Here is a 19,206-nt window from a genome sequence, read left to right on the forward strand (position 1 = left end):
TCGGAACCTTCTCTTTGCCCCCAATGGTTTGGGACTCTAACAGCAACTGAGGTTCCAACTATTCTGACAGCGGGGGGTACACACCAGCTCATATCCTGGGCAGCTGGTCACCTCGTTTGCGCAAACATCGGGCCGTTAGCAATGTCGATCAGTTGCTGATGCCTAAGATGAAGCGTGCAGGAGTTGAATCGAGTCAGGTGGAGCCAGTGCAGCATGTGGTGCGCGCTATTCATAAAGGAGTGGAGGTAGGGCAGATGAGCCTATTCTAGGTTCTTAGATGGTGGGGGCTTGCAGGAGCCCCCCACCACCGATATCTGTGCTCAAGTTACGGTCCGGGCAATTTTAGTTATTTTGCGAATCCTTGGTTTCTAAGTAGTCCCGTAGCTCTTTGATGCCTGGATATTCCCCGCTTCGAATTTGCGCTCGCAGCTCATTGGAGTGTTTCGAGAGCTCAATTTCTCGATGAATACGATTGGTGATGCTTTCCCACTCATCCCAATAGCTATATTTACCGCTGTCTTTTTCATCCCATATGTCCTCCCACCAAGGGCGTTCATTTTGCTCTTGTGGGTCGAGGGAAAGCGGGTGTATCTTCCCGGCAATTACATCGGAGAACTCCTCTTTGGGCATGATCATGCTTTTGATGGTAATGCCTCCGCGGGTAAATACTTTGTAAAGAAGCTCAAGCGTCAGGAAAAGGGCTCGAAGCTGTGCGGCTCCTCCGGCTCCAATAGAGTTGCTGACATGGGTCGGGGTCCGAAATGTTGTGCAGTGATGTTTTCCGATAATTTTGATAATCGCTAGTGAGCCTGTTTGGTCATCACTACGTACAAATACTAATTTCTCGTGTTTGTCTGAGGGATCTAAAGGCTGGACGATGGCGGGCTCAGCTGCAGGTGAAAAATCAAGCAACCACCGAGCTGCAATTGTTGGGTCCTCGCTTAAGCGGACGTAGCCAATTGGGAATGGAGTGTCGTCGCCGTGCGCAAGCCAACTGCTATTTACGCCCAGTACCATGGCAACTTTCTCAAGCTCAGCGAAGCTCGGCTCCTCTTGTCCAAGAAACCAGTTTTCAACAGACTCAGCGTAAGCGGAGCCAATTTTTTTTGCGATATGAGACGGTCGTAATTTGTTTGCGTGCCTAATTTCATTGATGTTGTCTAATGCTTCATTAAGTCGCGCTGAAATGTCCTTGCGTCGTAGGCTCTGCTCTATGGCAGAAAAAGCAGGTCTTGCCCAAGACCGTAGTGCGAAACGCGCCTCGGCTTCAAGGGATCTTTCATTCTCTTTGGCCATCAGCTCAAGTTGTTTGAGTACTTCTGAGTCAATGCCTCTAATCAATATTTTACCTGCTTTGTCACCCATCATTTCAATTTGACCTCATTTTGATTAAATTAGTTTGCGTTATGAAATCATAGTGCTTTTGCTAGTGTATGGGTTGAACGTTAAAAGCGCAACATCGTATTGATATATCTATATAAAAGACCTGCTAAGAAAAGAGACAATGATAAGAAATGGTCAAAATGTAGCCGTGACATTTACCTTGTATCCTGCTAAATTGCTGTTTATTTATACAGTATTTAGGCATGAATAGTATGCTACCTATCCCTCTTTCACAGTTACCGGTACACGTATGGGCTACCCCAACAACAGTTCAGTGTGGGTTTCCCAGTCCTGCCGAAGATCATGCACAGAAGCGCCTGGATTTGAATGAGCTGCTTGTTCAACAAGCTGACGCTACTTTTTTTATGCGTGTCCGCGGACCTTCGATGCGAGATGCCGGAATAGATGAAGGCGACTATGTTGTGATCGATCGCTCTATAGAGGCAAAACATGGCCACATTGTGCTCGCTGTTATTGATGGTGAGTTCACGATCAAACGTCTATTTCGTCGAGCAGGTCGAGTAAAGCTGCAGGCTGCAAATCCTACTTTTACTGATATCGAGTTCCGTGACGGTCAAGAGCTAGCAGTCTGGGGGGTTGTTACATGGACACTAAAAGGCCATCTACACGCATAGCCCTCATCGATGGAAACTCGTTCTATTGCTCTTGTGAGCGTGCAATGCGTCCAGCGTATGAAGGGCGGCCACTTGTGGTGCTTTCAAATAATGACGGTTGCGCCATTGCTAGGACCCAAGAAGCTAAAAATCTTGGTATCGCGATGGGTGCGCCCTGGTTTCAGATCAAACACCTTGCCGACACCCATGGATTAGTCGCCCTGTCTGCCAATTTCAACTTATACGGTGATCTCAGCAATCGAATGATGAACGTCATCGGACAGTTCTCGCCACGCCAGGAAATCTATTCGATTGATGAGTCGTTTCTTGACCTGACGGGCGTCTCCGGTACTGGACGGGAGATCGGCAGTGAGATCCGTCAACGCGTGCGCCAATGGGTTGGGATTCCAACATGCGTGGGCATCGGGCCGACAAAGACGTTGGCCAAGCTGGCGAACCACCTGGCCAAGAAAATGCCGCGCTTACAAGGCGTGTGCGATTTGTCCGGGCTGCCCACGGCGGACCTGATGCGTGCCATCCGCCACGTGCCGATTGAGGAGGTGTGGGGAGTAGGCAGAAAGCTGGCGCCGAAGTTGCAGGCGTTGAACATCAATAGCGCTGCTGACCTGGCCCAAGCTGACTGGCGTGTATTGCGTGACAGGTTTTCTATCGTCCTAGCCAAGACAGCGCGTGAGTTGGCAGGGGAGCAATGCATGGAGTGGGAGGACATGCCAGCTGAGAAGCAGCAAATCATGTGTTCACGCTCGTTCGGCAAGCCTGTTCTGGAGCTGCAGGACCTTGAGCAGGCGATCAGCACGTTCACCAGTCGCGCCGCTGAAAAACTGCGGGCACAGGAGGGCGTGACAGCGTCAATTCTCGTATTCATCCGCACCAGTTATTTTCGCAATGACCCCCAGTACTCCGGCGGCACAGTGGTTCGGTTGTTGACGCCGACGGACTGCACGGCCAGTCTGGTGCAGGCTGCGCTGCAAGGCCTGCATAAAATCTATCGTGAAGGTTTTAAATACTCAAAAGCGGGGGTTTGTCTGTTGGATCTCGCTACGCAGCAGCAAGCGGATGCGCAGCGCACCTTATTCTCTTCCGGTGAAGTGGTCGATACCTCCGACCGATCTGCGCTGATGGCTGTACTGGATGGCATCAATCAACGGTACGGTCGCAGCACGATTTCAGCGGCTAGTTCGTTCGCACCAGTTGATGCTGTGTGGAAGATGAAGCAAGAACGCATGACACCGGCGTACACCACTGACTGGAGTCAAATTGTGGACGTTTGGAAATAAGGATGCCTGAATGAAGCGAGTCGTGGATTAAAGAGTGGTTTGCCGCAATATGAACGTAGCAATTGCCATAATAATGCCCCCAGCAAAATACATCGCAGCGTATAGCGCGTAGGGTGGTGGTTTCACTCCTTCCAAGGCTTTGGCTATCACGGGATCTGAGATCGGAGTATTACGTAGTTGCCAAAGCCGTACAGCACGATAAGCATGGAATACGCCAGCAGTAATGAGACCAGCAGTAATTAACAAACCAATTGGTGGTACCCACCACATAAAGGTTGTTAAAGGCTGAATTATTGCGTTCATCAGTGTCCTCTTGATCAATACCTGCTTAACCGTCTGTCGTTGAGTTCAACGAGTTCCATTTAACTTTTTGACTTCGGCCCTATTGGGCCTGCGCGCTTTGCTTGCCAGGGCCGCGATGCGGCCTAGTTGGTGCGCTGCGCACAAAAGGCGCTCGCCGCGCGGCTGTGTTGCGTCCTCTCATCAATGGGCTACCGCGAATCCGGTCTCGTCAGTCCGTCGCCCCAAAAACGCCGACCGTACCACTCCAGGCCCGCACTCCAAGGGCTTTCGCGGCATAAACCGTTCGCTTCGCTCCCTATTTATTCCACGGTCCCTTTCCGTTTGTCCTTCCATGGTTCGGCACGGCAAGGGCGACGAACTAACGAGACCGGCGGCATACACCGCAAGCCGAAATGTAGAACGCAACACATATCTACAAATCGGGCTCGGAATCTTCGATCCCGGTCAGCGGTAAATCCTTGGAATGTTTAAAGGGGTGGTTTATGCAAGCGAAGAAAACACGACTTAAAGGGTACATCGTAACCGTGAAAGACGGTGATGAAACTACCGAAACTCACTATGTGGTCAAACCGAATGGCGCTGTCCTTTTCAGTTCAGGCCACGACCCACAAGACCCTCGTTTTGGCCCACGAAATAGCGATGATTGGGGCCAGTCAACAACCTTGCCTGAATGCGCCGTGTTCGTTGGTTTTTTCTATATACACATTGCATAAAGAAGCCCCTGTTCGGACGCAACCGAAACAGGGGCAGGCATCACACAACCTTGAAGGAGTTCACGTAATGCAAGTTGATCTTATCAAATTAGCCCAGGAATGGCGAGAAGCCCATGCGACCGCAACTCCCTTTCGTTTGCCAGCGTTGACCGTTGCCCAATTGGGCCGATTGTCCGCATTGCTTTCCGACGCATTGCCAGTAGCTGGCAATTCGACGGTTCACTAAGTCGGTAGGGGTACGCACTATGAAACACAAAGCCATTGAACTGGACCCGCGCAAGCTGATCGTCTCTGAGAAGTACCAAGCCCGTAAAACCGCCGGTCAGACACCGTTGCCACAACTGGCTGACTCGATTGCGGCTGTCGGCTTGCTTCATGCCCTGGCTGTCGTCAAAAGCAAAAAACGTGGTTTCCATGAGGTTGTTGCAGGGGGACGGCGCTTGCAGGCAATCCATCATTTGTTGAACGATGGGCGTTGGCCTGAAGGGCAATTAGTCGCTTGCAATCTCTACGACGAAGAAAACGCCTTGCTTGTGTCGATCACAGAGAACGTGCAGCGTGAGCAGATGCATCCGGCAGACGAGTTTGAGTCATTTGCAGAGCTGATAGACCAAGGCAAAACCATTGAAGATGTGGCTGCCGCATTCGGAGTCACGGCAACCGTTGTGCGACGTCGCTTGCAGTTGGGCCGTGTGGCACCGATGTTGATGCAGGCATATCGTGACAACGAAGTATCCCTGGATGCACTGATGGCATATGCAATGACGGACAATCAAGAGCGTCAAGTGCAGGTGTATTCCAATCTGGATATGTGGGACAGAAAGAATCCCCGTGTTATTCGCGGCATGATTGAAGAGGCTATGACAGCCAATCACCGGCTTGTGCATTTTATCGGCCTGGACGCTTATCAAGCTGCTGGCGGCGGAGTGACGCGAGATTTGTTTGCTGATGAAGATGACCTGAACGGCATTTATCTAACTGATAGAACGTTAGTCGATCAGCTGGCGCTAAGCAAGTTGCAAGAAACTGCGGCTAGTTTGACAGCACAGGGTTGGGCTTGGGCAGAAGTGACGCTTGATACTGAGCCAGTCAGCAATCGCTATGGTCGAGTTTATCCAGAACCGGTTGATCTGACGCCGGAGCAGCAGGCGACGGTTGCCCAATTGCAAACCCAAGAAAAATCGCTGATGCATGAGATAGCGATTCTTGAAGAAGAGGAAGAAAAGGCTGATGAAGATGAATGGCACGCATTGAATCAGCAGCTTGACGAGCTACGAGAGCAAATCGATGCGATTGAAGATCAGTGCGTAGCCTATACCGATAGCCAGAAAAAAGTAGCAGGTTGCATTGTTCGCCTGGATTACCAAGGGGTACTGAACATAGTTGAAGGTTTGATTCGCCCAGAAGATCGTGCGCAGGCTCAGGAGCAGCAACAGCAACAAGACGCTGACGGAGTAGGGCGTGTTTCCCTTCCAGCAGTGAAAACCCGCCCAACGCATTCTGAACGCTTGGTCCGCCAGTTAACCGCCAATAAAACGGCCATTGTGCAAGCCGCCTTGGCTAACAATCCTAACGTGGCCCTGGCCGTGCTGGTCGCTCAGCTGGCTCGTCGTCATTTCGGTGCTGGCTATTACAGTCACGGCGGCTTTGGCTTGGGCATTTCGACCAGTTGCGAACCCTTGGCGTCAAACGCGCCAGACTTCACGGAAAGCCGCGCTGGTCAGGAGTTAGCGCGTATAGAGCAGCATTGGGGCGATGTGATTACTCCAGGTAGCGATGGCGGCGAGTTGGCCTGGGCATTGAGCCAGGATACTGAAACGTTGCTTGAGTTGTTGGCCTACTTGGTGGCGACCACTGTACAGGGTATCCAGCACCAAGAGTCCAGCAAGGCGAACGCGCTTGATCAACTAGCAGGATTGCTGAACATCCAGATGCCCGAGTGGTGGAGCGCTACAGGTGAAACCTACCTAAACCATGTCTCGAAAGACCGGCTGGTGGAAGTCGTTTCCGAAGGGGCTTCGCCCGAGCAAGCCGCACCTTTGGTGCGGATGAAGAAAAAAGAGGCGATTGATACCGCAGAGAAAGCGCTTGCGGGTACTAATTGGCTGCCATCAATCATGACTATTAAACAGAACTGAGTGCTAGGGAAGCTACCCCGCTTTGGGGTAGCTCATAGGCGGTGAAATAACTTATGTTTATTTTAGGGAGAAGGGCATGTTGTTGATGAAGATAGCTCGTTTTATGAGTTACTACGAGTTTATGGCGCTTACGGTTCCTTTTGTAGTGCTCCTGGTCTATCTGATCACATCTAAAGAAGGGCTCCAATGGAATGAAGCCAGTGGGAAGATGGTGCCGTATAAAACAACCGGGTTTATGGCTGTTCTTAAAGAGACGGATGTAATGGATTGGTTTCTGTCTATCGTTATTGTTCTCGTCCTAGGCTCAGGTAGCTGGTTCTATATGAAAACAACATACCTCACAAGTGGAGACATTGCCCGTTTTAGTAATCAGGGGGAAGAGTGCGAACTCCGTGAGCTAGCGCAAATGAAACCATATGCGCGTAACAAGCCATTCACTGTTTTTGATTACGAGACTGCTAAAGACCGCTGCAAATTCAAAAGCTCGGATTTGAATGATAAGGAAATTATGAAGTTTCAGCGGGAGATACTGACTCGGATGGGACACACAGTAGAATTGGCTCCAAAATCGCTGAGTAACGTGAGTGACGACTCTACTCCGCAGTAAGTGACAGAACCAGCAGAAAGCGCTTTGCGAGGCAGAGCGCTTGCGCGGGGATTGTCCCCGCTTTGCTTGCCGGGGCCGCGGCGCGGCCTAGTTGGTGTGCTGCGCACAGAAGGCGCTCGCCGCGCGGCTGTGTTGCGTCCTCTCATCAATGGGCTACCGCGAATCCGGTCTCGTCAGTCCGTCGCCCCAAAAACGCCGACCGTACCACTCCAGGCCCGCACTCCAAGGGCTTTCGCGGCATAAACCGTTCGCTTCGCTCCCTATTTATTCCACGGTCCCTTTCCGTTTGTCCTTCCATGGTTCGGCACGGCAAGGGCGACGAACTAACGAGACCGGCGGCATACACCGCAAGCCGAAATGTAGAACGCAACACATATCTACAAATCGGGCTCGGAATCTTCGATCCCGGTCAGCGGTAAATCCTTGGAATTGATTTTTTGGGAGCAATCATCATGGCATCGGTAAACAAAGTGATCTTGGTCGGCAATCTTGGACGTGACCCCGAAGTACGCTATAGCGCGGAAGGGGCTGCTATCTGCAATATTTCCATTGCCACAACTTCGCAGTGGAAAGACCGTACCTCCGGCGAGCGCCGCGAGGAAACCGAATGGCACCGTGTGGTGTTCTACAACCGTCTGGCTGAAATCGCGGGTGAGTACCTGCGTAAAGGTCGCCCTGTCTACGTAGAAGGCCGTCTGCGCACTCGTAAGTGGGCTGGTGATGATGGCCAAGACCGTTACACCACGGAAATTGTAGCCGAGCAGATGCAGATGTTGGGTGGTGGACGGGGCGGAGAGGGCGCCAGCGAAACGCCAGAACCGCAACCGCAGGGCAAGCCAGCAGGCAAACGTCCAGCTAAGCAAGCAGCCAAAAAAGCGAAGCCCGAGACACCGCCGCCCTCTGACAATCTGGCCGATATGGATGATGATATTCCGTTCTAGGGAATACTAGGGATCACAAGGCCCTGCTGTCACAGGGCCTTGTTTTGCATTTGTGTAGACGTTAGTGTATATTGATTCTATGGAAATACATGGACTTGACTGGGATGACGGCAACTGGCCCAAGTGCGGCAAGCACGGTGTTACTCGCGAGGAAATCGAGCAGGTTTTCTTGGGTGGCCCTGCTGTTATGCCTGATCCGTTTCCTGATGAGCCGCGCATGAGGGCTATTGGAAAAACTGTTGCTGGCCGGTATGTGTTTTTGGTGTTTATGTTTCGCAAGGTAGGTGGTCAAACCAAATTGCGACCCATCAGCGCACGTTTCATGCACCAGAAGGAGATCGATCATTATGAACAGAAAACTTAAGCCTCTACCATCGTTGCGCAGTGACGCAGAAGCCGAAAAATTTGTGGAGAATGCTGATCTGTCGGAATACGATTTGTCCGGTTTCAAGCCGATGAAGTTTGAATTCGCTAAGAAGGAAGCTGCGTTGAACATGCGTATTCCATCCGCGCTGTTATCTGCGGTTAAAGCGAAGGCAGCCAGTAAAGGCATTCCCTATACTCGTTATGTTCGGATGCTGCTAGAAAACGATATTTCGCATTCTCGCTAGTCGACAAAGGCCACCTCTCGGTGGCCTTTGTCTATCGGGATTACCGTTCCAGCTCCGGCCCTTCTGAATTGAACTGTCTGTCATGACGTTCCAGGCTTGGCTGCGGCAGTTTGCCAGAGATAGCCCTGGCATTGATCATCAACTGATTGACACGCTCAAAACTGGATCGAGGAGCCTCCGTTCCTTTCATATGTAGATCAACTTTATGTTCTTCTAGTCCCTGGATATAGTTTTTAAGTAGATCTGGATGGGTTTGGGTAGATTGGGGCATTTCAAGCCCGTCTCGGCCTGCCTCATATGACGCTTCAGCCAAGTTATTAAATAGTCTCACTCCATTTTTGTAGGCTTGAAGTAGGTCCGGGTCTCCGTGAGCAGTTGCTGGTATTTCTTTCCCTACATATCCCGCATTTTCAGAGTCATAGTAGGCACTCCAGTCGACCGACTGATAGTCACGATCTTCATGTTCCAATTGATGTTCCTGTAACGGACGCTCAAAAGTTCGTTGCTCCTCTCTTGCGTGATCGGCTGACGTCAATTTTTCTAATGACATACTGGCCTCATAAATCTTCGTATTGATGTGCTCACGCTCAGCCGGTTGTCGCTGAAGTCCCAGTTTGACCATCACATCCCGGAATAATCTGGGTCCATCCATGGTTCTGGAGCGCCGTTGCTGCTCAACAGCATGTGACTTTTCAGCTTGCCGCCGTCGCTCGCGATCATCTATTGATTTGCGTTTGGTGCTGTCATCCCCATTCTTCAGTTTCTTTTCCATCATCGTAATTCTCCTAATACGCGCAGTTTGATGCACTGCATGGTGAAGCCTTCATCAGAGTGATAAAGGCGTGACAATCTGGCCGCGCTGTTCAATAGCAGCGGCTAAATCGGAGTTGGTGGGAGAGTGAGTTTCCCCGGCGTTGCCGGGGCCCCATCATAGTGACGCCGCCTGGTCTGGGGACCAGGCAAGAGACCAAAAGTCCCTCAACGAGCTGGCGCTCTTTGTGGCCCTTAAGGTCTCACACAGGACGCACCCCCGCAGGGGTGCCGAAAGCCGCATGCATGCGGGCTTTCAAAAGGTTGGTGACTTTAGGCAGTGTGGAACAAATAGAGCAACAAAAGCATCTTAAAGCCAATGGCCAAGCCATTTATTTGTGACACGTCTGTGGCTTTTAGGCGTGTAGACAAGAGAGTTTTATGCACTAACCAACAGTTTTTAAACAACTCATAAACAGAATCAAACTATTGGCAAACAGTTTTTAAACATTGCCTCATCAAACTCCCAACAACCAGCAAACAGTTTTTAAACAGTTGCTGAACAATTCATCGTTAAAAACTCAAATCTCAAGCTCGGCATGCTGTTTCTCTGGTTTCGTGTGGTCAAGTGTGTGCGACTTGGCCTTGTTGCGGGTGGTCAGCAAGTCATGAGCCAGCCCTTTGTAGGCCTTTCGATTGACTGCCTTGGGGAGCATCGTGGCGTTATCCGTAAAGACGGTGACCTCATGCCGTTCGCGTGAAATGCTCACGTAATATGTGTCCTGGGCGGTAGTGCGCGAAAAACTTTCCGCGTTGTAGAGCACGCGATCGCAGGTCAAGCCCTGGGCACTATGGGCAGTCGTCGCGTAGGCATGATCTAGGTGCAGAGGTTGATCAGCGGACAAGGTGACGGCTCGGCCATTGGCAGCAATGGTCACCGAGTCTTGCGCAATACCGAGTACTTCATAGCGCTCGCCATTGGCCAGGTCGAGCTCAGCATTGTTGCGAGTGACCCGAACCATGTCGCCTACGGATACTTCTGCGGTGTGCTGGTGATAGACCGATAGCGTGCTCATGGTTTTCGGGATTACTTCTATGGGTTTCGCTTCCTGGCCAGGATCGGGGCGCAGGGGTAAAACGATCAACCTATCGGTGGAGCGGTTGCATTCGACGACCTCATACAGTTGGCCACGTTTCATTCCGTTCTTGTAATCGCGCTCGGGCTGGACGATATCACCGACCGTGTAGTACTTGGCGCAGCGACGCTCAGCTCGGGTAGTGTCGTGTCGGGTGAGCAGGCGGTATGGCCGTCCTTTGCCGCTCAGACCTCTGAGCTCATGCACGCGTTGATTCAAGGCCTGACGAGAGTGGTTGGTCCCAGTGACAATGAGCGTATTGGCTTGTGCAGTATCAGACAGGTTGACGTACTCACGTGCGATTGCTTCATAGCGAGGACTGCTATCGCGAATTTGGGTGCCGTCATCCCTTTTAGTGATGCGATCATCAATCTGAACGACATGATCTTCCAGGACTTTGAGCGATGCGCTGGCTTTGCCAACGGCAGCCAGTTCGACCGCTTGTTTAAGCGTGTCACTTTTCTGGCGCTGAATATCACCCATGAGGGCGGTTTTCATACCTTGTTCTTGTAACAGTGCAAACGCCCGACCGGCTTCGACTGCCTTTGTCTGGCCAGTGTCCCCGAGCAATACGACGCGAGCACCGCTGGGTTGCAATCGGTGTAGCAACTTTTGCATCTCGCGCACCGGAATAACCCCCGCTTCGTCAATGACGACGACCGTTTTTTCGCCCAGCTTGCTGTCGAGGCGTTCGGTCTCGGTAGCCGTTGTCATTGAGGCGACCGTGTTGGCTTCAATGCCGTCCTGGCGCAGATTAGCGACCTGTGCACCGTACGGAGCCAAGGCAATCATGCGATATCCACGCGCCTCTAATAAAGCCTTGGTCTCTTGAAGTGCGAATGATTTGCCTGTACCGGCCAATCCTTGCACACCAACTACCTGGTCTTGGCCTGACAGCATCAGTTCGATGGCGCTGCGCTGGCCAGGAGTGAGAGTGGTGTCGGTTAACTCCGCGTGTAATTGATCACGCGTGAGCACCGGCGCTACCTTGTCACGTCCCGCGTGCATCATGGATACGACATCGCGTTCACTGCGCAATGCAGTCTGAGTCGCAAAGAGAGGTTCAGTGGGTGTCAACCGACCGACATCGATGGCCTGGTCGACTTGTTGCAGCGCCTTTTCTATAGGGATGCGGCGCAGTTGGACGAGCTCTTGCGCCCAGGCCTGCCGTGTGCGCGGTTTGGCTTCATGGTCAGAGCTGCTGCGATAATGGAAGGCCCTGGCCACCAGCTTGTTTTGCTCGACCAGTCGGTTTAAAGACTGCCGCAATTGTTCTGCGCTAACAGCGCCTTCCCCATGGAGTAGTGCGTGACTCAGCAATTCGGACTGGCTCATGACCGTTTCGCGTTCAGACAAATGTTTGATCGCCCAGATCATCGCGGTATCAGCAATGCGCTGACGAGCCTCTGGCTCTGGTGAGTGGCGAGCAAGGTTTTCCAGATCCTTGGCACGCTCTTTAGAGTTGTGCAGGCTATTCTGAAAGTCGATGCCAATGTCCTTGGCTTGTGTTGTCCAGTCCGCTTGAAGCTGGTCGCGGGTGAACTCCTGGGTTTTGGCCTTGCGTGTGGCCAGAACGGCCATCTGGCGTTGCGCATGAGAGGCAGTGTGACCGTCCATGCCCGCGTCGGCCAGTCGCTGGTGCATTTGCGCACTGCGTTTACTAAAGTGCTCGATCTGGTCACGTGAGATATGTGCCAGTTCGATATGGTTCTTTTCAAAGCGCAGATCGTAGCCGATGGCGGTTAACTCTTTAGCCAATTCAGCCATGTAAATCGAGTCCAGGAGCGGACGGGACTGAACTAATAAATCATTGTTCAGCGCGGCCCAACTGCCATCTTGGCGTCGGGTCAGGTTCATGATGACGGCATGGGTGTGAAGTTGGGGGTCCGGCGGGGAGCCATCCGTCGCTCTGGCAGTCTCATGGCGAAACTTACTGATGATCAGGTTGCCTGTGTTTTCGACCTGTGATTTACCTCGGATGGTTTGTCGAGACTGCGCAAAGTGCTGCTCTGCGTAGGCTAAAGCGCGTTCAGCAGCTCGGTCATGGGCCGTGATAATGCGCTCATCACCACCGATCAAGGCTTGCAATGAAACACTTTTAGGTGCTGAGATCGTCAGATCCAGGCCTGAGCGGGCCTGTGAATCGTGGCGGATGCTGTTGCCCGCATTCACGCCATGGCCAAACTCACCACGCAACATTGCATGAAATCGCTGGGTATCGACTATGCCGGATGCGCCAAGCATTTCGGCTCCCTTGCCTTGCCAGATAGCTGCTTGGCCGTCACGGCTGTAGTAGTCATCAGCCTGATCGCCGTAGTAATGCGTATGCTTGGCGGCCGCAGAGCGGTGTAAAACCTCTTTGGTAATCATGATGTGTTTCCTACTGGCAAGATAAGGGAAGGACGTCACTAAGCGGCAGCGGTGTCTTGTGTTGAACGGGGAATACGTTTGAGTTGACTCGATTCAATGAACGGTTCAATGACTTGAGGAAAGGGTTCAAACTGCAACTTGAACCGTGAAATCGGGTACTTACCGGCAAAAGCGACATAGCCGCTTAAGTCATCAAAGGCTTGAATCTGCGCAGCGGTGACCACCCGCTCTGTGACCGGGGTATTTTGATCATTGGTATTGCGATCACCCACGGAGCGAGAGACGCTGTATTTATGACGCTCTACTTCATGCTCGCCCAGGCTCTTGCTCAGATCCTCAGCCGTTTCATGGTCAGTGCGAGATCCACCCAGCACCAGCAAGTTACGAAAACTGGCACGAATCGTTTGAGCCTTCTTCTCGCCGTAGATGTAGTCCAGTTGGGACGTGCTTTGCAGGCCAGCGACGATACGCAGGCCTTTTTTACGGCCCTTGGTCAGCCCATCCTCCAATGAAGGCAGGGCGTCCAGGCTGGCCAACTCGTCGATATACAACCACCAGCGTCGTTTTGCATCTTCGGGCAATGACAGGACAGCCGTAATGAACACATCAGCCCAAGAGGAGACCAATGGCTTCATTGCGGTCACCATGTCTTCACGCCAGTTGATGAACACGTTTCCACCGTTGGGATCGTCAATCCAGTCACGAATTGAGAATGGGCCGGATTTCATGCTGGTGTGCTCGGATAGCTTGTTCGACAGTACAAAGCGAGCACTTGAAAGCGCTTTACTGGCCTCAGATGAACCTACAAACAGCGATTCAGCCAATGTTCCTGCCAGGTAGCTCTTGAGCTTGGCAGGGTCCTCAATCGTACACAGCCTAAATAGCTCGTCGATGTGAGCCTTGTCAGGTGTGACGGTGTAGAGCTTCTTGGCTGTCTCGCGTAGCAACAAACGTCCGTAATCGTTCCATTCTTCTGCGCTCTTATCCTGGCTCATCGGTACCATTGAATGGGATAGGCGTTTCCAGTCATATTCCGCCCGAATTTCATTGAAGAACGCCCAGCCCGGTGAACGAGCATCGTACGGATTGAGGATGATGTCGCCTGGCTTCCAAAACTTGCTGAGCAAATCGCCATCGGGGTCGATCACAAACATTCGGTCCCCACGCTTTCTCACGGACTTGGCCATTCTGCGTAGCACCACGGATTTACCACTGCCGGTAGCCCCTCCAATAAGTGTGTGAAGGTTTTCTACTTTTACCGGCATCGGTACAGAGGCCACGTCCACCTGTCGGTGTAATCGGTCCGTACATTGTGAACGCAGCTTGGCGATGGGAACGACTTTCGTGCCTCGGATATGTCGTGTGAAACGGTCGCCTTCAAATCCGGCCGTGCGTTTAAACATTTTGCTTAACGCAATAACGGCAACCAATGACAAGACAAATCCAATGGCAGGGGGAATATAGAGGACGGGGTACTGGACTGTTGCTGTCATTAGATGCCAGGTGGTGCGTGCATCCCAATGATTGACAGCTACCCCGCTGGCCAAGCTCGCAGCTGTTATCCATGCCAGAAGCGGGAATGCAACAATTAACAATACCGACAAGCGTCGTCTCGTAATCGGTGACATAAAAAATCCTTGAAAAGCTATGCCTTGGTCAGAGTCCCGAGGCATAGGCATACAGACGTGTTTATGAAGCAAGAAAGCGCAACAAAAGTGCGGTGGCGCCTGCCCCGGCACTGGCCCCAACGACCAACGCTAGGATGGCCATCTTGCGTGCCGAGGCATGGGCTAACCTGGCGTATCGAGCGGTGTCCGCACTGATCAGCTTTAACTCAGCGCGGATGGGTGAGAGACTGCCTTGCACGTTGTGCACCAATTGATCGGTCAGATCGATACTGGCACGATCGAGCACGGCTCCAAGGGTGTTGGCCAAATCTTCGGGCAAGTCTTGCAACTGCTTATTGGCAGCGGAAAAGGCCTCGATACCGGCCACAAGAGCGGTTGCAATTTCGCGCTGTTTGTCGTTGATGCGTTCTGCGCGCTCAATCAGCCCGGCCACATCACCCAGAGTCTCCTGGTACAACAGATCCAGTTTTGTCCGCGCTGTTTTTTCTTCACTCATGCGAAGCTCCGTTGGTGACAGGCAGCACATCCCCGAATAGGGCCTGAAAAGCACGGTCAAGCTGACGATCTACTGGGCGTGCCAGTGCTTTTAACGTGTGCATATCCGACAGGTGTGAGATGCGTTTGCGATCTTTTGGGTCTGCCTCGCGCAAAAGCTGGCGGTAGTCATTTTGATCGGCCAGTATCGAGGCGATGGTGATGCGTTTATCTGCCAGCAGCTCGAACACTTCGTTCTCGAAAATGACGGCTTGAGGATTGGCGACAAATTCGCCAGTTTTCTTGGCGTAGGTCAGCAGCGCCAGAAACTCTTCATCCACATCGCTTTCTACGCGGTTGAACAGCACGCGGATTCTATTGGCCGGCACGCCCAGGCCGCTCAAGGCGGCAACGGTCTTGATGGTTTCTCGCTGTGCTTTGCCTGTCGGGACAACCGGCAACACGAATTGGTCAATTTCTTCGTGGGACAAGTCGTAACGCGACATGTGTGCCAAAAATTCCTCGATGTTCGATGCCCCGACGTCCACGATTGCATCGTCGAGCGTGAGCAAACCGCGGAACAGTTTGCCAAACTGCATTCCGCGTAGCTGGTCGACATCCAGCCCCAGATCTTGCGCTGTTTCATTGGTCGATTCGATAGCGAAAATCTGGGCATGATTCAAGCGCGGGGCCAGCAGGTGCGATGCCACAACGGTTTTACCGACCGAGCCGGTGTAGTTCAAAACGGCGATTTTCATGAAAGTTTTCCTTCAGGTTGTGAGGGTGAATCAAAGGTGGGGTTAAGAGGATTTCGGCTTAGCTCGCAGAGCGCGGCCTTCTTCTCGCAGAGCATCCAGGTCAATCTCCATGTCATGGATCTGGCGCAGATCGGCGGGTGTTTCGATGGAACTGGGGCGTCCTTGAACAGCGAGTGAGTTTGGTGGCGGCGTTCGGACTGGGGCTCCCGATGCAACGAGAGGTTGTGGTTTTAAAGAGGAAGGAATTACCTGTTGTGAGGCGGATTGTTTTTCACGTCGTATTCGCCAAAGGACGGTGGAAAAAATTGTCTGCGAAACGGCGATACCCGCCTTGTTCAGATCCTCCACGATCGCGGCATATGACGAACCGTTGGCAAGCCGCTGTTCGATGAGCGGCGACAGCAGGCGTATGCGTGCTGTTTTGGTGGAACGTGGGTCAGCATCGGCCAATGCTTGACGAAATTGCTCGACGAATTTGTCAACTTGCATGGGTTGGATTCCTAGTTGTGCTGGAAAGCAAATGTCACTTTCCACGTTGAAGACAGCAGCGCGGCAGAGCCGCGCAGGGGGAGCCGCGCCCGGTGACGGGCGTGGGGGGCAAGGCCCACGGGGAAGGGTCGAGGCTGCAGTCCGACCATAGGCGGACTGGACAGGGAACCCGGCAGGGGTTCCGCGGCCAAGGGGTACATCCATCCCCGCCCGTCAGGGTGGGGACCAATGTTCTTTGGGGGTCTACCTTTCCCCCACGCGACCAGCGTGGGGGACTGACGTGATACGAACCTCGATTACAGCGTCAGGCGTTGCATGCAGAGAAAGGGGGCATAAGATAATTGTTTCTAAAATGTAACTTTCTTTGTGTGCAAATATCGAGTTATCCACAGTCCTATGGTAGAAAGAAGGTAGAAAGAAGGTAGAGGTGTAACAAAGGCTCTGAAACCCGCATGAGTAAAGGCGTTCAGAAATGTAACCGCGATGCTATTACGATAAAGCGCGACGCTATTACGATAAGGCGCGACGCTATTACGATGGGGCGCGATGCTATTACGATGCTCTGAATGAGTTACCCACAGGTCTATTTCGGCGACACAATGGTCAGCAAGCGCGATGCTATTACGTTATTAGGGATCTAATTAAGACTAGCTTTTAGGCTGGTTGAGGTGCATCACTAAGTCGATTCCAGACTGCCTGTTCCACCCCGCGTCGACTTGTTTCGATACGAGGTGAAAGGATAAGGCCGAGTTCTGCCAGCTCATTGATCGCTCGCTCCAGCGCCGGTTTGAAATCGCGCATCCGGCCCGCGTATTGTGAGCGTTCTTTGAGAATTTGCAGGCTGTAGCGCTGCTCAGCATCTTTTGAGGTGCCAATCAAGCGCTGTAGGCTTTTAGATAACGCATAGCGCATGCTTAACCGGGTATTCCAATCGATCAAAGTAAATTCACGATTGCCAAAAATCTGCGTCCAGCGTGGGTCTACATACAGCGTGTATTCATTGAGCTCATCGTCATAATCAAACCCCCCTAACATGGCCAGCACTCGACTGGAAGGGTGATTGCCAAAGCTGTATTTCAAGATCCCATTAGGTCTTGTTGCCTCGATCGATAGGGTGAATCGAGCCAGATCTTTCATCGAATTGTGCAGCCATTGATAACTGGCTCCACTCGTATTTCGGCCAAGCGCCCGTAAAAAATCAGCACGATTGACTACGGGGCGTTGGTCAGATGGGCATGTGATTTGCAGATACATGGCATGCATCCAAACATCAGCATGATCTTCGCACAACTGTTTGCCGGAGCCTTTGATAACAACTCGTTCGTTGCGTAGGAACTCAACGTCATCGTGCATTTTGCGATGGCCTCTTGCTATGGGTGCGAAAACGCTGCTACGCGCGATGTAATTGGGCATTGCTCGCGTGTTTTCGTTGATGCCAGGTAGGAATATTCGTTTGAAGGCGGGCTTGTCCGGTTCGCAGGCAGTTGCCGTGGTCTGACGTTGCCTGGCTGTTTCCGTCAAGCGATGTAAAGCCGTACTCAGTCGTTGGTTTGGCAAAGACATGATGGTCCTGATGGCAGATAGGCACAGGACGGCCTTGTCGATGAGGTGCGCCCCTATGCCGTTCAATAAGACAACCGCCGCATGCGAAATACGCATGGGGCGGTTATTGGATTAACAAAGGGGGGATACGTCGCTGTCTAGCTATAAGTCGCAAATTCGTTTTTCAGTTTGAGGCTGCGCCGTGGTTGCAGACCCGGTAGGTCATGTTGCTCAAAGAATTCGCGACGGGCACGCAACCATTGTTTGTATCGCCAACCGGACCGCTCATCCCAGGGATAGCTGGCATCAATGTCGGAGGCGATTTGCTCCAGATTCTTGCGTTCGGCTCGGCCGTTGTTGTAAGTTTCGGTCATCAAGTTATAGGAATAGACGGCGAAGCCGACACCCTCATATGGTTCGACCATGGTGTTCTCCTTTTATGGGGTTAAAGGCCAGGGCGACGATTGCGCGGGTCAAAGAACACTTCTTCTAGTTCGAAGTTTTTATAAAACGCTACGACGTTAATTGTGTTCCGTAACGACATGCGGATTGTCTCCAGATCCAGCTGGCCGCCGGTAGGCGATTGTTTGATCAAAGTGATCACTCGATCGATGGTTTCAAGTGAACTGTTTGAGTGGATTGTTGTGACTGAACCTGGATGACCAGTGTTTAACGCTGTCATGTATTCCCAGGCCTCTGAGCCGCGTAACTCGGCCAGAAAAATACGATCAGGTGACAATCGCATGCAGGCCTCTACGCACTCCGTTGCTGATACACGTCCTTGACCTTTGCCATAAAACAGGTTCACCACGTTACGGTGGTTGGGCAATAGCAACTCATGCACGTCTTCGATCGTAATCAAGCGCTCCTTGACCGGCACTCGTTCAATCAGTGATCGTGCAAACGTGGTTTTGCCCGAATTGGTGGGGCCGGCCACAATGATGTTGTAGCGGGCTTGAACAGCTTCATGCAGAAACTGAGTGAATTTACGCTGCTGTTTTAGATCAAGCAGATACTGGTCAATGGGCGTGAGTCCTTGCTCATCAAGCAAGTCCAAACTGTCACGAACGTTATCAAAGGCGCCATCGGCTTCGAGCTCTTCAAGTGTCTTAACGAGCCTTGTGTGCTTGCGTATATTGATAATGTACGTGCCCTCTGGGCAGGCCGGCGACTGCACCACTTGTCCCCGTTCACCATCCGGTAAGCGCACAACCATGATTGGAGTTAAATCCAGGCCGTTATAGACGGCCAAGCTCAATACCAGTCCTTTCAGATTAGCTAATGTGAGCTCAGGGCAGGGGTGCTCTTGCCAGGTCCCGCGTTGACGCACAAAGACAAACTCAGGTCGCACAATCGCTAACTCGGTAATTGTGGTGTCGTTCAAAAATGGAGCCAAGGTCTGCAACTCAGCTCGTGCGGCGAATCCCGGATCAAGAAGTTGGTTCATGACG

The 19,206-nt window shown here is 52.1% G+C and carries 19 protein-coding genes; 8 read left to right on the forward strand and 11 right to left on the reverse strand.

The features are described 5' to 3' along the window. Nucleotides 1-342 precede the first annotated feature (342 nt). Nucleotides 343-1,368 carry a helix-turn-helix transcriptional regulator gene (locus ACLPGZ_RS14670; protein WP_321291541.1) on the reverse strand — a complete coding sequence of 342 codons (1,026 nt, stop codon included), beginning with the start codon at nt 1,366-1,368 and terminating at the stop codon, nt 343-345. Nucleotides 1,369-1,586: 218 nt separating this feature from the next. Here ACLPGZ_RS14670 and ACLPGZ_RS14675 point away from each other — a divergent pair, with 218 nt between their 5' ends. Both ACLPGZ_RS14675 and ACLPGZ_RS14680 read left to right on the forward strand, forming a co-directional pair. Next, the gene (locus tag ACLPGZ_RS14675) at nt 1,587-2,018 is read left to right on the forward strand and encodes a LexA family protein (protein ID WP_026484378.1); all 432 of its coding nucleotides are present in this window, start codon (nt 1,587-1,589) and stop codon (nt 2,016-2,018) included. Then, nucleotides 1,988-3,295: a Y-family DNA polymerase gene (locus tag ACLPGZ_RS14680; RefSeq protein ID WP_321291542.1), complete on the forward strand. Its 1,308-nt coding sequence runs from the start codon at nt 1,988-1,990 to the stop codon at nt 3,293-3,295. Before ACLPGZ_RS14675 ends, ACLPGZ_RS14680 begins: the two co-directional genes overlap by 31 nt. Nucleotides 3,296-3,322: 27 nt before the next feature. Here the strand turns inward: ACLPGZ_RS14680 and ACLPGZ_RS14685 are convergent, their stop codons facing one another. Beyond that, complete coding sequence (locus ACLPGZ_RS14685) at nt 3,323-3,598, reverse strand: hypothetical protein (RefSeq protein WP_026484376.1); 276 nt, start codon at nt 3,596-3,598, stop codon at nt 3,323-3,325. 482 nt (nt 3,599-4,080) lie between these two features. Between ACLPGZ_RS14685 and ACLPGZ_RS14690 the strand changes: the two genes are divergently transcribed. The 6 genes from ACLPGZ_RS14690 to ACLPGZ_RS14715 all read left to right on the forward strand — a co-directional run bounded on the left by ACLPGZ_RS14690 (nt 4,081) and on the right by ACLPGZ_RS14715 (nt 8,608). Continuing rightward, nucleotides 4,081-4,311, forward strand: coding sequence for a hypothetical protein (locus ACLPGZ_RS14690; protein WP_162988191.1), 231 nt, complete (start codon nt 4,081-4,083; stop codon nt 4,309-4,311). A gap of 332 nt (nt 4,312-4,643) precedes the next feature. Beyond that, nucleotides 4,644-6,449, forward strand: coding sequence for a ParB/RepB/Spo0J family partition protein (locus tag ACLPGZ_RS14695; protein ID WP_240631493.1), 1,806 nt, complete (start codon nt 4,644-4,646; stop codon nt 6,447-6,449). A gap of 76 nt (nt 6,450-6,525) precedes the next feature. Continuing rightward, complete coding sequence (locus ACLPGZ_RS14700; protein WP_321291543.1) at nt 6,526-7,056, forward strand: hypothetical protein; 531 nt, start codon at nt 6,526-6,528, stop codon at nt 7,054-7,056. Between the two features lie 452 nt (nt 7,057-7,508). Beyond that, nucleotides 7,509-7,997, forward strand: coding sequence for a single-stranded DNA-binding protein (gene ssb, locus ACLPGZ_RS14705; protein ID WP_321291544.1), 489 nt, complete (start codon nt 7,509-7,511; stop codon nt 7,995-7,997). 64 nt (nt 7,998-8,061) lie between these two features. Next, the gene (locus ACLPGZ_RS14710; protein ID WP_321291545.1) at nt 8,062-8,361 is read left to right on the forward strand and encodes a BrnT family toxin; all 300 of its coding nucleotides are present in this window, start codon (nt 8,062-8,064) and stop codon (nt 8,359-8,361) included. Next, nucleotides 8,345-8,608, forward strand: a complete 264-nt coding sequence (locus ACLPGZ_RS14715; RefSeq protein ID WP_321291546.1) for a BrnA antitoxin family protein — start codon at nt 8,345-8,347, stop codon at nt 8,606-8,608. Before ACLPGZ_RS14710 ends, ACLPGZ_RS14715 begins: the two co-directional genes overlap by 17 nt. 40 nt (nt 8,609-8,648) lie before the next feature. Here the strand turns inward: ACLPGZ_RS14715 and ACLPGZ_RS14720 are convergent, their stop codons facing one another. The 9 genes from ACLPGZ_RS14720 to virB11 form a co-directional block, all read right to left on the reverse strand. After that, on the reverse strand, nt 8,649-9,383 hold the full coding sequence (locus tag ACLPGZ_RS14720) for a hypothetical protein (RefSeq protein WP_321291547.1): 735 nt from the start codon (nt 9,381-9,383) through the stop codon (nt 8,649-8,651). 556 nt (nt 9,384-9,939) lie between these two features. Continuing rightward, nucleotides 9,940-12,864 carry a MobF family relaxase gene (gene mobF, locus ACLPGZ_RS14725; protein ID WP_321291548.1) on the reverse strand — a complete coding sequence of 975 codons (2,925 nt, stop codon included), beginning with the start codon at nt 12,862-12,864 and terminating at the stop codon, nt 9,940-9,942. Nucleotides 12,865-12,902: 38 nt separating this feature from the next. Continuing rightward, nucleotides 12,903-14,492, reverse strand: coding sequence for a helicase HerA-like domain-containing protein (locus tag ACLPGZ_RS14730; protein WP_321291549.1), 1,590 nt, complete (start codon nt 14,490-14,492; stop codon nt 12,903-12,905). A 61-nt stretch (nt 14,493-14,553) separates the two neighbouring features. Further along, entirely contained in the window at nt 14,554-14,988 is a 435-nt protein-coding gene (locus ACLPGZ_RS14735) for a hypothetical protein (protein ID WP_321291550.1), read from the reverse strand. Beyond that, on the reverse strand, nt 14,981-15,724 hold the full coding sequence (gene stbB / locus ACLPGZ_RS14740; protein WP_321291551.1) for a StbB family protein: 744 nt from the start codon (nt 15,722-15,724) through the stop codon (nt 14,981-14,983). The genes ACLPGZ_RS14735 and stbB overlap by 8 nt, the downstream gene beginning before the upstream one ends. 42 nt (nt 15,725-15,766) lie before the next feature. Beyond that, complete coding sequence (locus ACLPGZ_RS14745) at nt 15,767-16,213, reverse strand: hypothetical protein (protein ID WP_321291552.1); 447 nt, start codon at nt 16,211-16,213, stop codon at nt 15,767-15,769. Between the two features lie 654 nt (nt 16,214-16,867). Further along, nucleotides 16,868-17,872 carry a TrfA gene (locus tag ACLPGZ_RS14750; protein ID WP_321291553.1) on the reverse strand — a complete coding sequence of 335 codons (1,005 nt, stop codon included), beginning with the start codon at nt 17,870-17,872 and terminating at the stop codon, nt 16,868-16,870. A 41-nt stretch (nt 17,873-17,913) separates the two neighbouring features. Beyond that, a complete protein-coding gene (locus ACLPGZ_RS14755; protein ID WP_321291554.1) occupies nt 17,914-18,180 on the reverse strand; it encodes a hypothetical protein in 267 nt (88 codons plus the stop codon). A 20-nt stretch (nt 18,181-18,200) separates the two neighbouring features. After that, the gene (gene virB11, locus ACLPGZ_RS14760; protein ID WP_321291555.1) at nt 18,201-19,202 is read right to left on the reverse strand and encodes a P-type DNA transfer ATPase VirB11; all 1,002 of its coding nucleotides are present in this window, start codon (nt 19,200-19,202) and stop codon (nt 18,201-18,203) included. Nucleotides 19,203-19,206: the final 4 nt, after the last annotated feature.

The organism is Alcaligenes sp. Me129 (assembly GCF_050487245.1).
GTDB lineage: Bacteria > Pseudomonadota > Gammaproteobacteria > Burkholderiales > Burkholderiaceae_B > Alcaligenes > Alcaligenes phenolicus.

Excerpts from the sequence above, each read along its gene's own strand:
- ACLPGZ_RS14700 (WP_321291543.1), top strand. The coding sequence starts at position 6,526 with ATGTTGTTGATGAAGATAGCTCGTTTTATGAGTTACTACGAGTTTATG.
- ssb (WP_321291544.1), top strand. The coding sequence starts at position 7,509 with ATGGCATCGGTAAACAAAGTGATCTTGGTCGGCAATCTTGGACGTGAC.
- ACLPGZ_RS14670 (WP_321291541.1), bottom strand. The coding sequence starts at position 1,368 with ATGATGGGTGACAAAGCAGGTAAAATATTGATTAGAGGCATTGACTCA.
- ACLPGZ_RS14750 (WP_321291553.1), bottom strand. The coding sequence starts at position 17,872 with ATGCGTATTTCGCATGCGGCGGTTGTCTTATTGAACGGCATAGGGGCG.
- ACLPGZ_RS14680 (WP_321291542.1), top strand. The coding sequence starts at position 1,988 with ATGGACACTAAAAGGCCATCTACACGCATAGCCCTCATCGATGGAAAC.
- ACLPGZ_RS14755 (WP_321291554.1), bottom strand. The coding sequence starts at position 18,180 with ATGGTCGAACCATATGAGGGTGTCGGCTTCGCCGTCTATTCCTATAAC.
- virB11 (WP_321291555.1), bottom strand. The coding sequence starts at position 19,202 with ATGAACCAACTTCTTGATCCGGGATTCGCCGCACGAGCTGAGTTGCAG.
- stbB (WP_321291551.1), bottom strand. The coding sequence starts at position 15,724 with ATGAAAATCGCCGTTTTGAACTACACCGGCTCGGTCGGTAAAACCGTT.
- ACLPGZ_RS14735 (WP_321291550.1), bottom strand. The coding sequence starts at position 14,988 with ATGAGTGAAGAAAAAACAGCGCGGACAAAACTGGATCTGTTGTACCAG.
- mobF (WP_321291548.1), bottom strand. The coding sequence starts at position 12,864 with ATGATTACCAAAGAGGTTTTACACCGCTCTGCGGCCGCCAAGCATACG.
- ACLPGZ_RS14730 (WP_321291549.1), bottom strand. The coding sequence starts at position 14,492 with ATGTCACCGATTACGAGACGACGCTTGTCGGTATTGTTAATTGTTGCA.
- ACLPGZ_RS14745 (WP_321291552.1), bottom strand. The coding sequence starts at position 16,213 with ATGCAAGTTGACAAATTCGTCGAGCAATTTCGTCAAGCATTGGCCGAT.
- ACLPGZ_RS14715 (WP_321291546.1), top strand. The coding sequence starts at position 8,345 with ATGAACAGAAAACTTAAGCCTCTACCATCGTTGCGCAGTGACGCAGAA.
- ACLPGZ_RS14720 (WP_321291547.1), bottom strand. The coding sequence starts at position 9,383 with ATGATGGAAAAGAAACTGAAGAATGGGGATGACAGCACCAAACGCAAA.
- ACLPGZ_RS14685 (WP_026484376.1), bottom strand. The coding sequence starts at position 3,598 with ATGAACGCAATAATTCAGCCTTTAACAACCTTTATGTGGTGGGTACCA.
- ACLPGZ_RS14690 (WP_162988191.1), top strand. The coding sequence starts at position 4,081 with ATGCAAGCGAAGAAAACACGACTTAAAGGGTACATCGTAACCGTGAAA.
- ACLPGZ_RS14675 (WP_026484378.1), top strand. The coding sequence starts at position 1,587 with ATGAATAGTATGCTACCTATCCCTCTTTCACAGTTACCGGTACACGTA.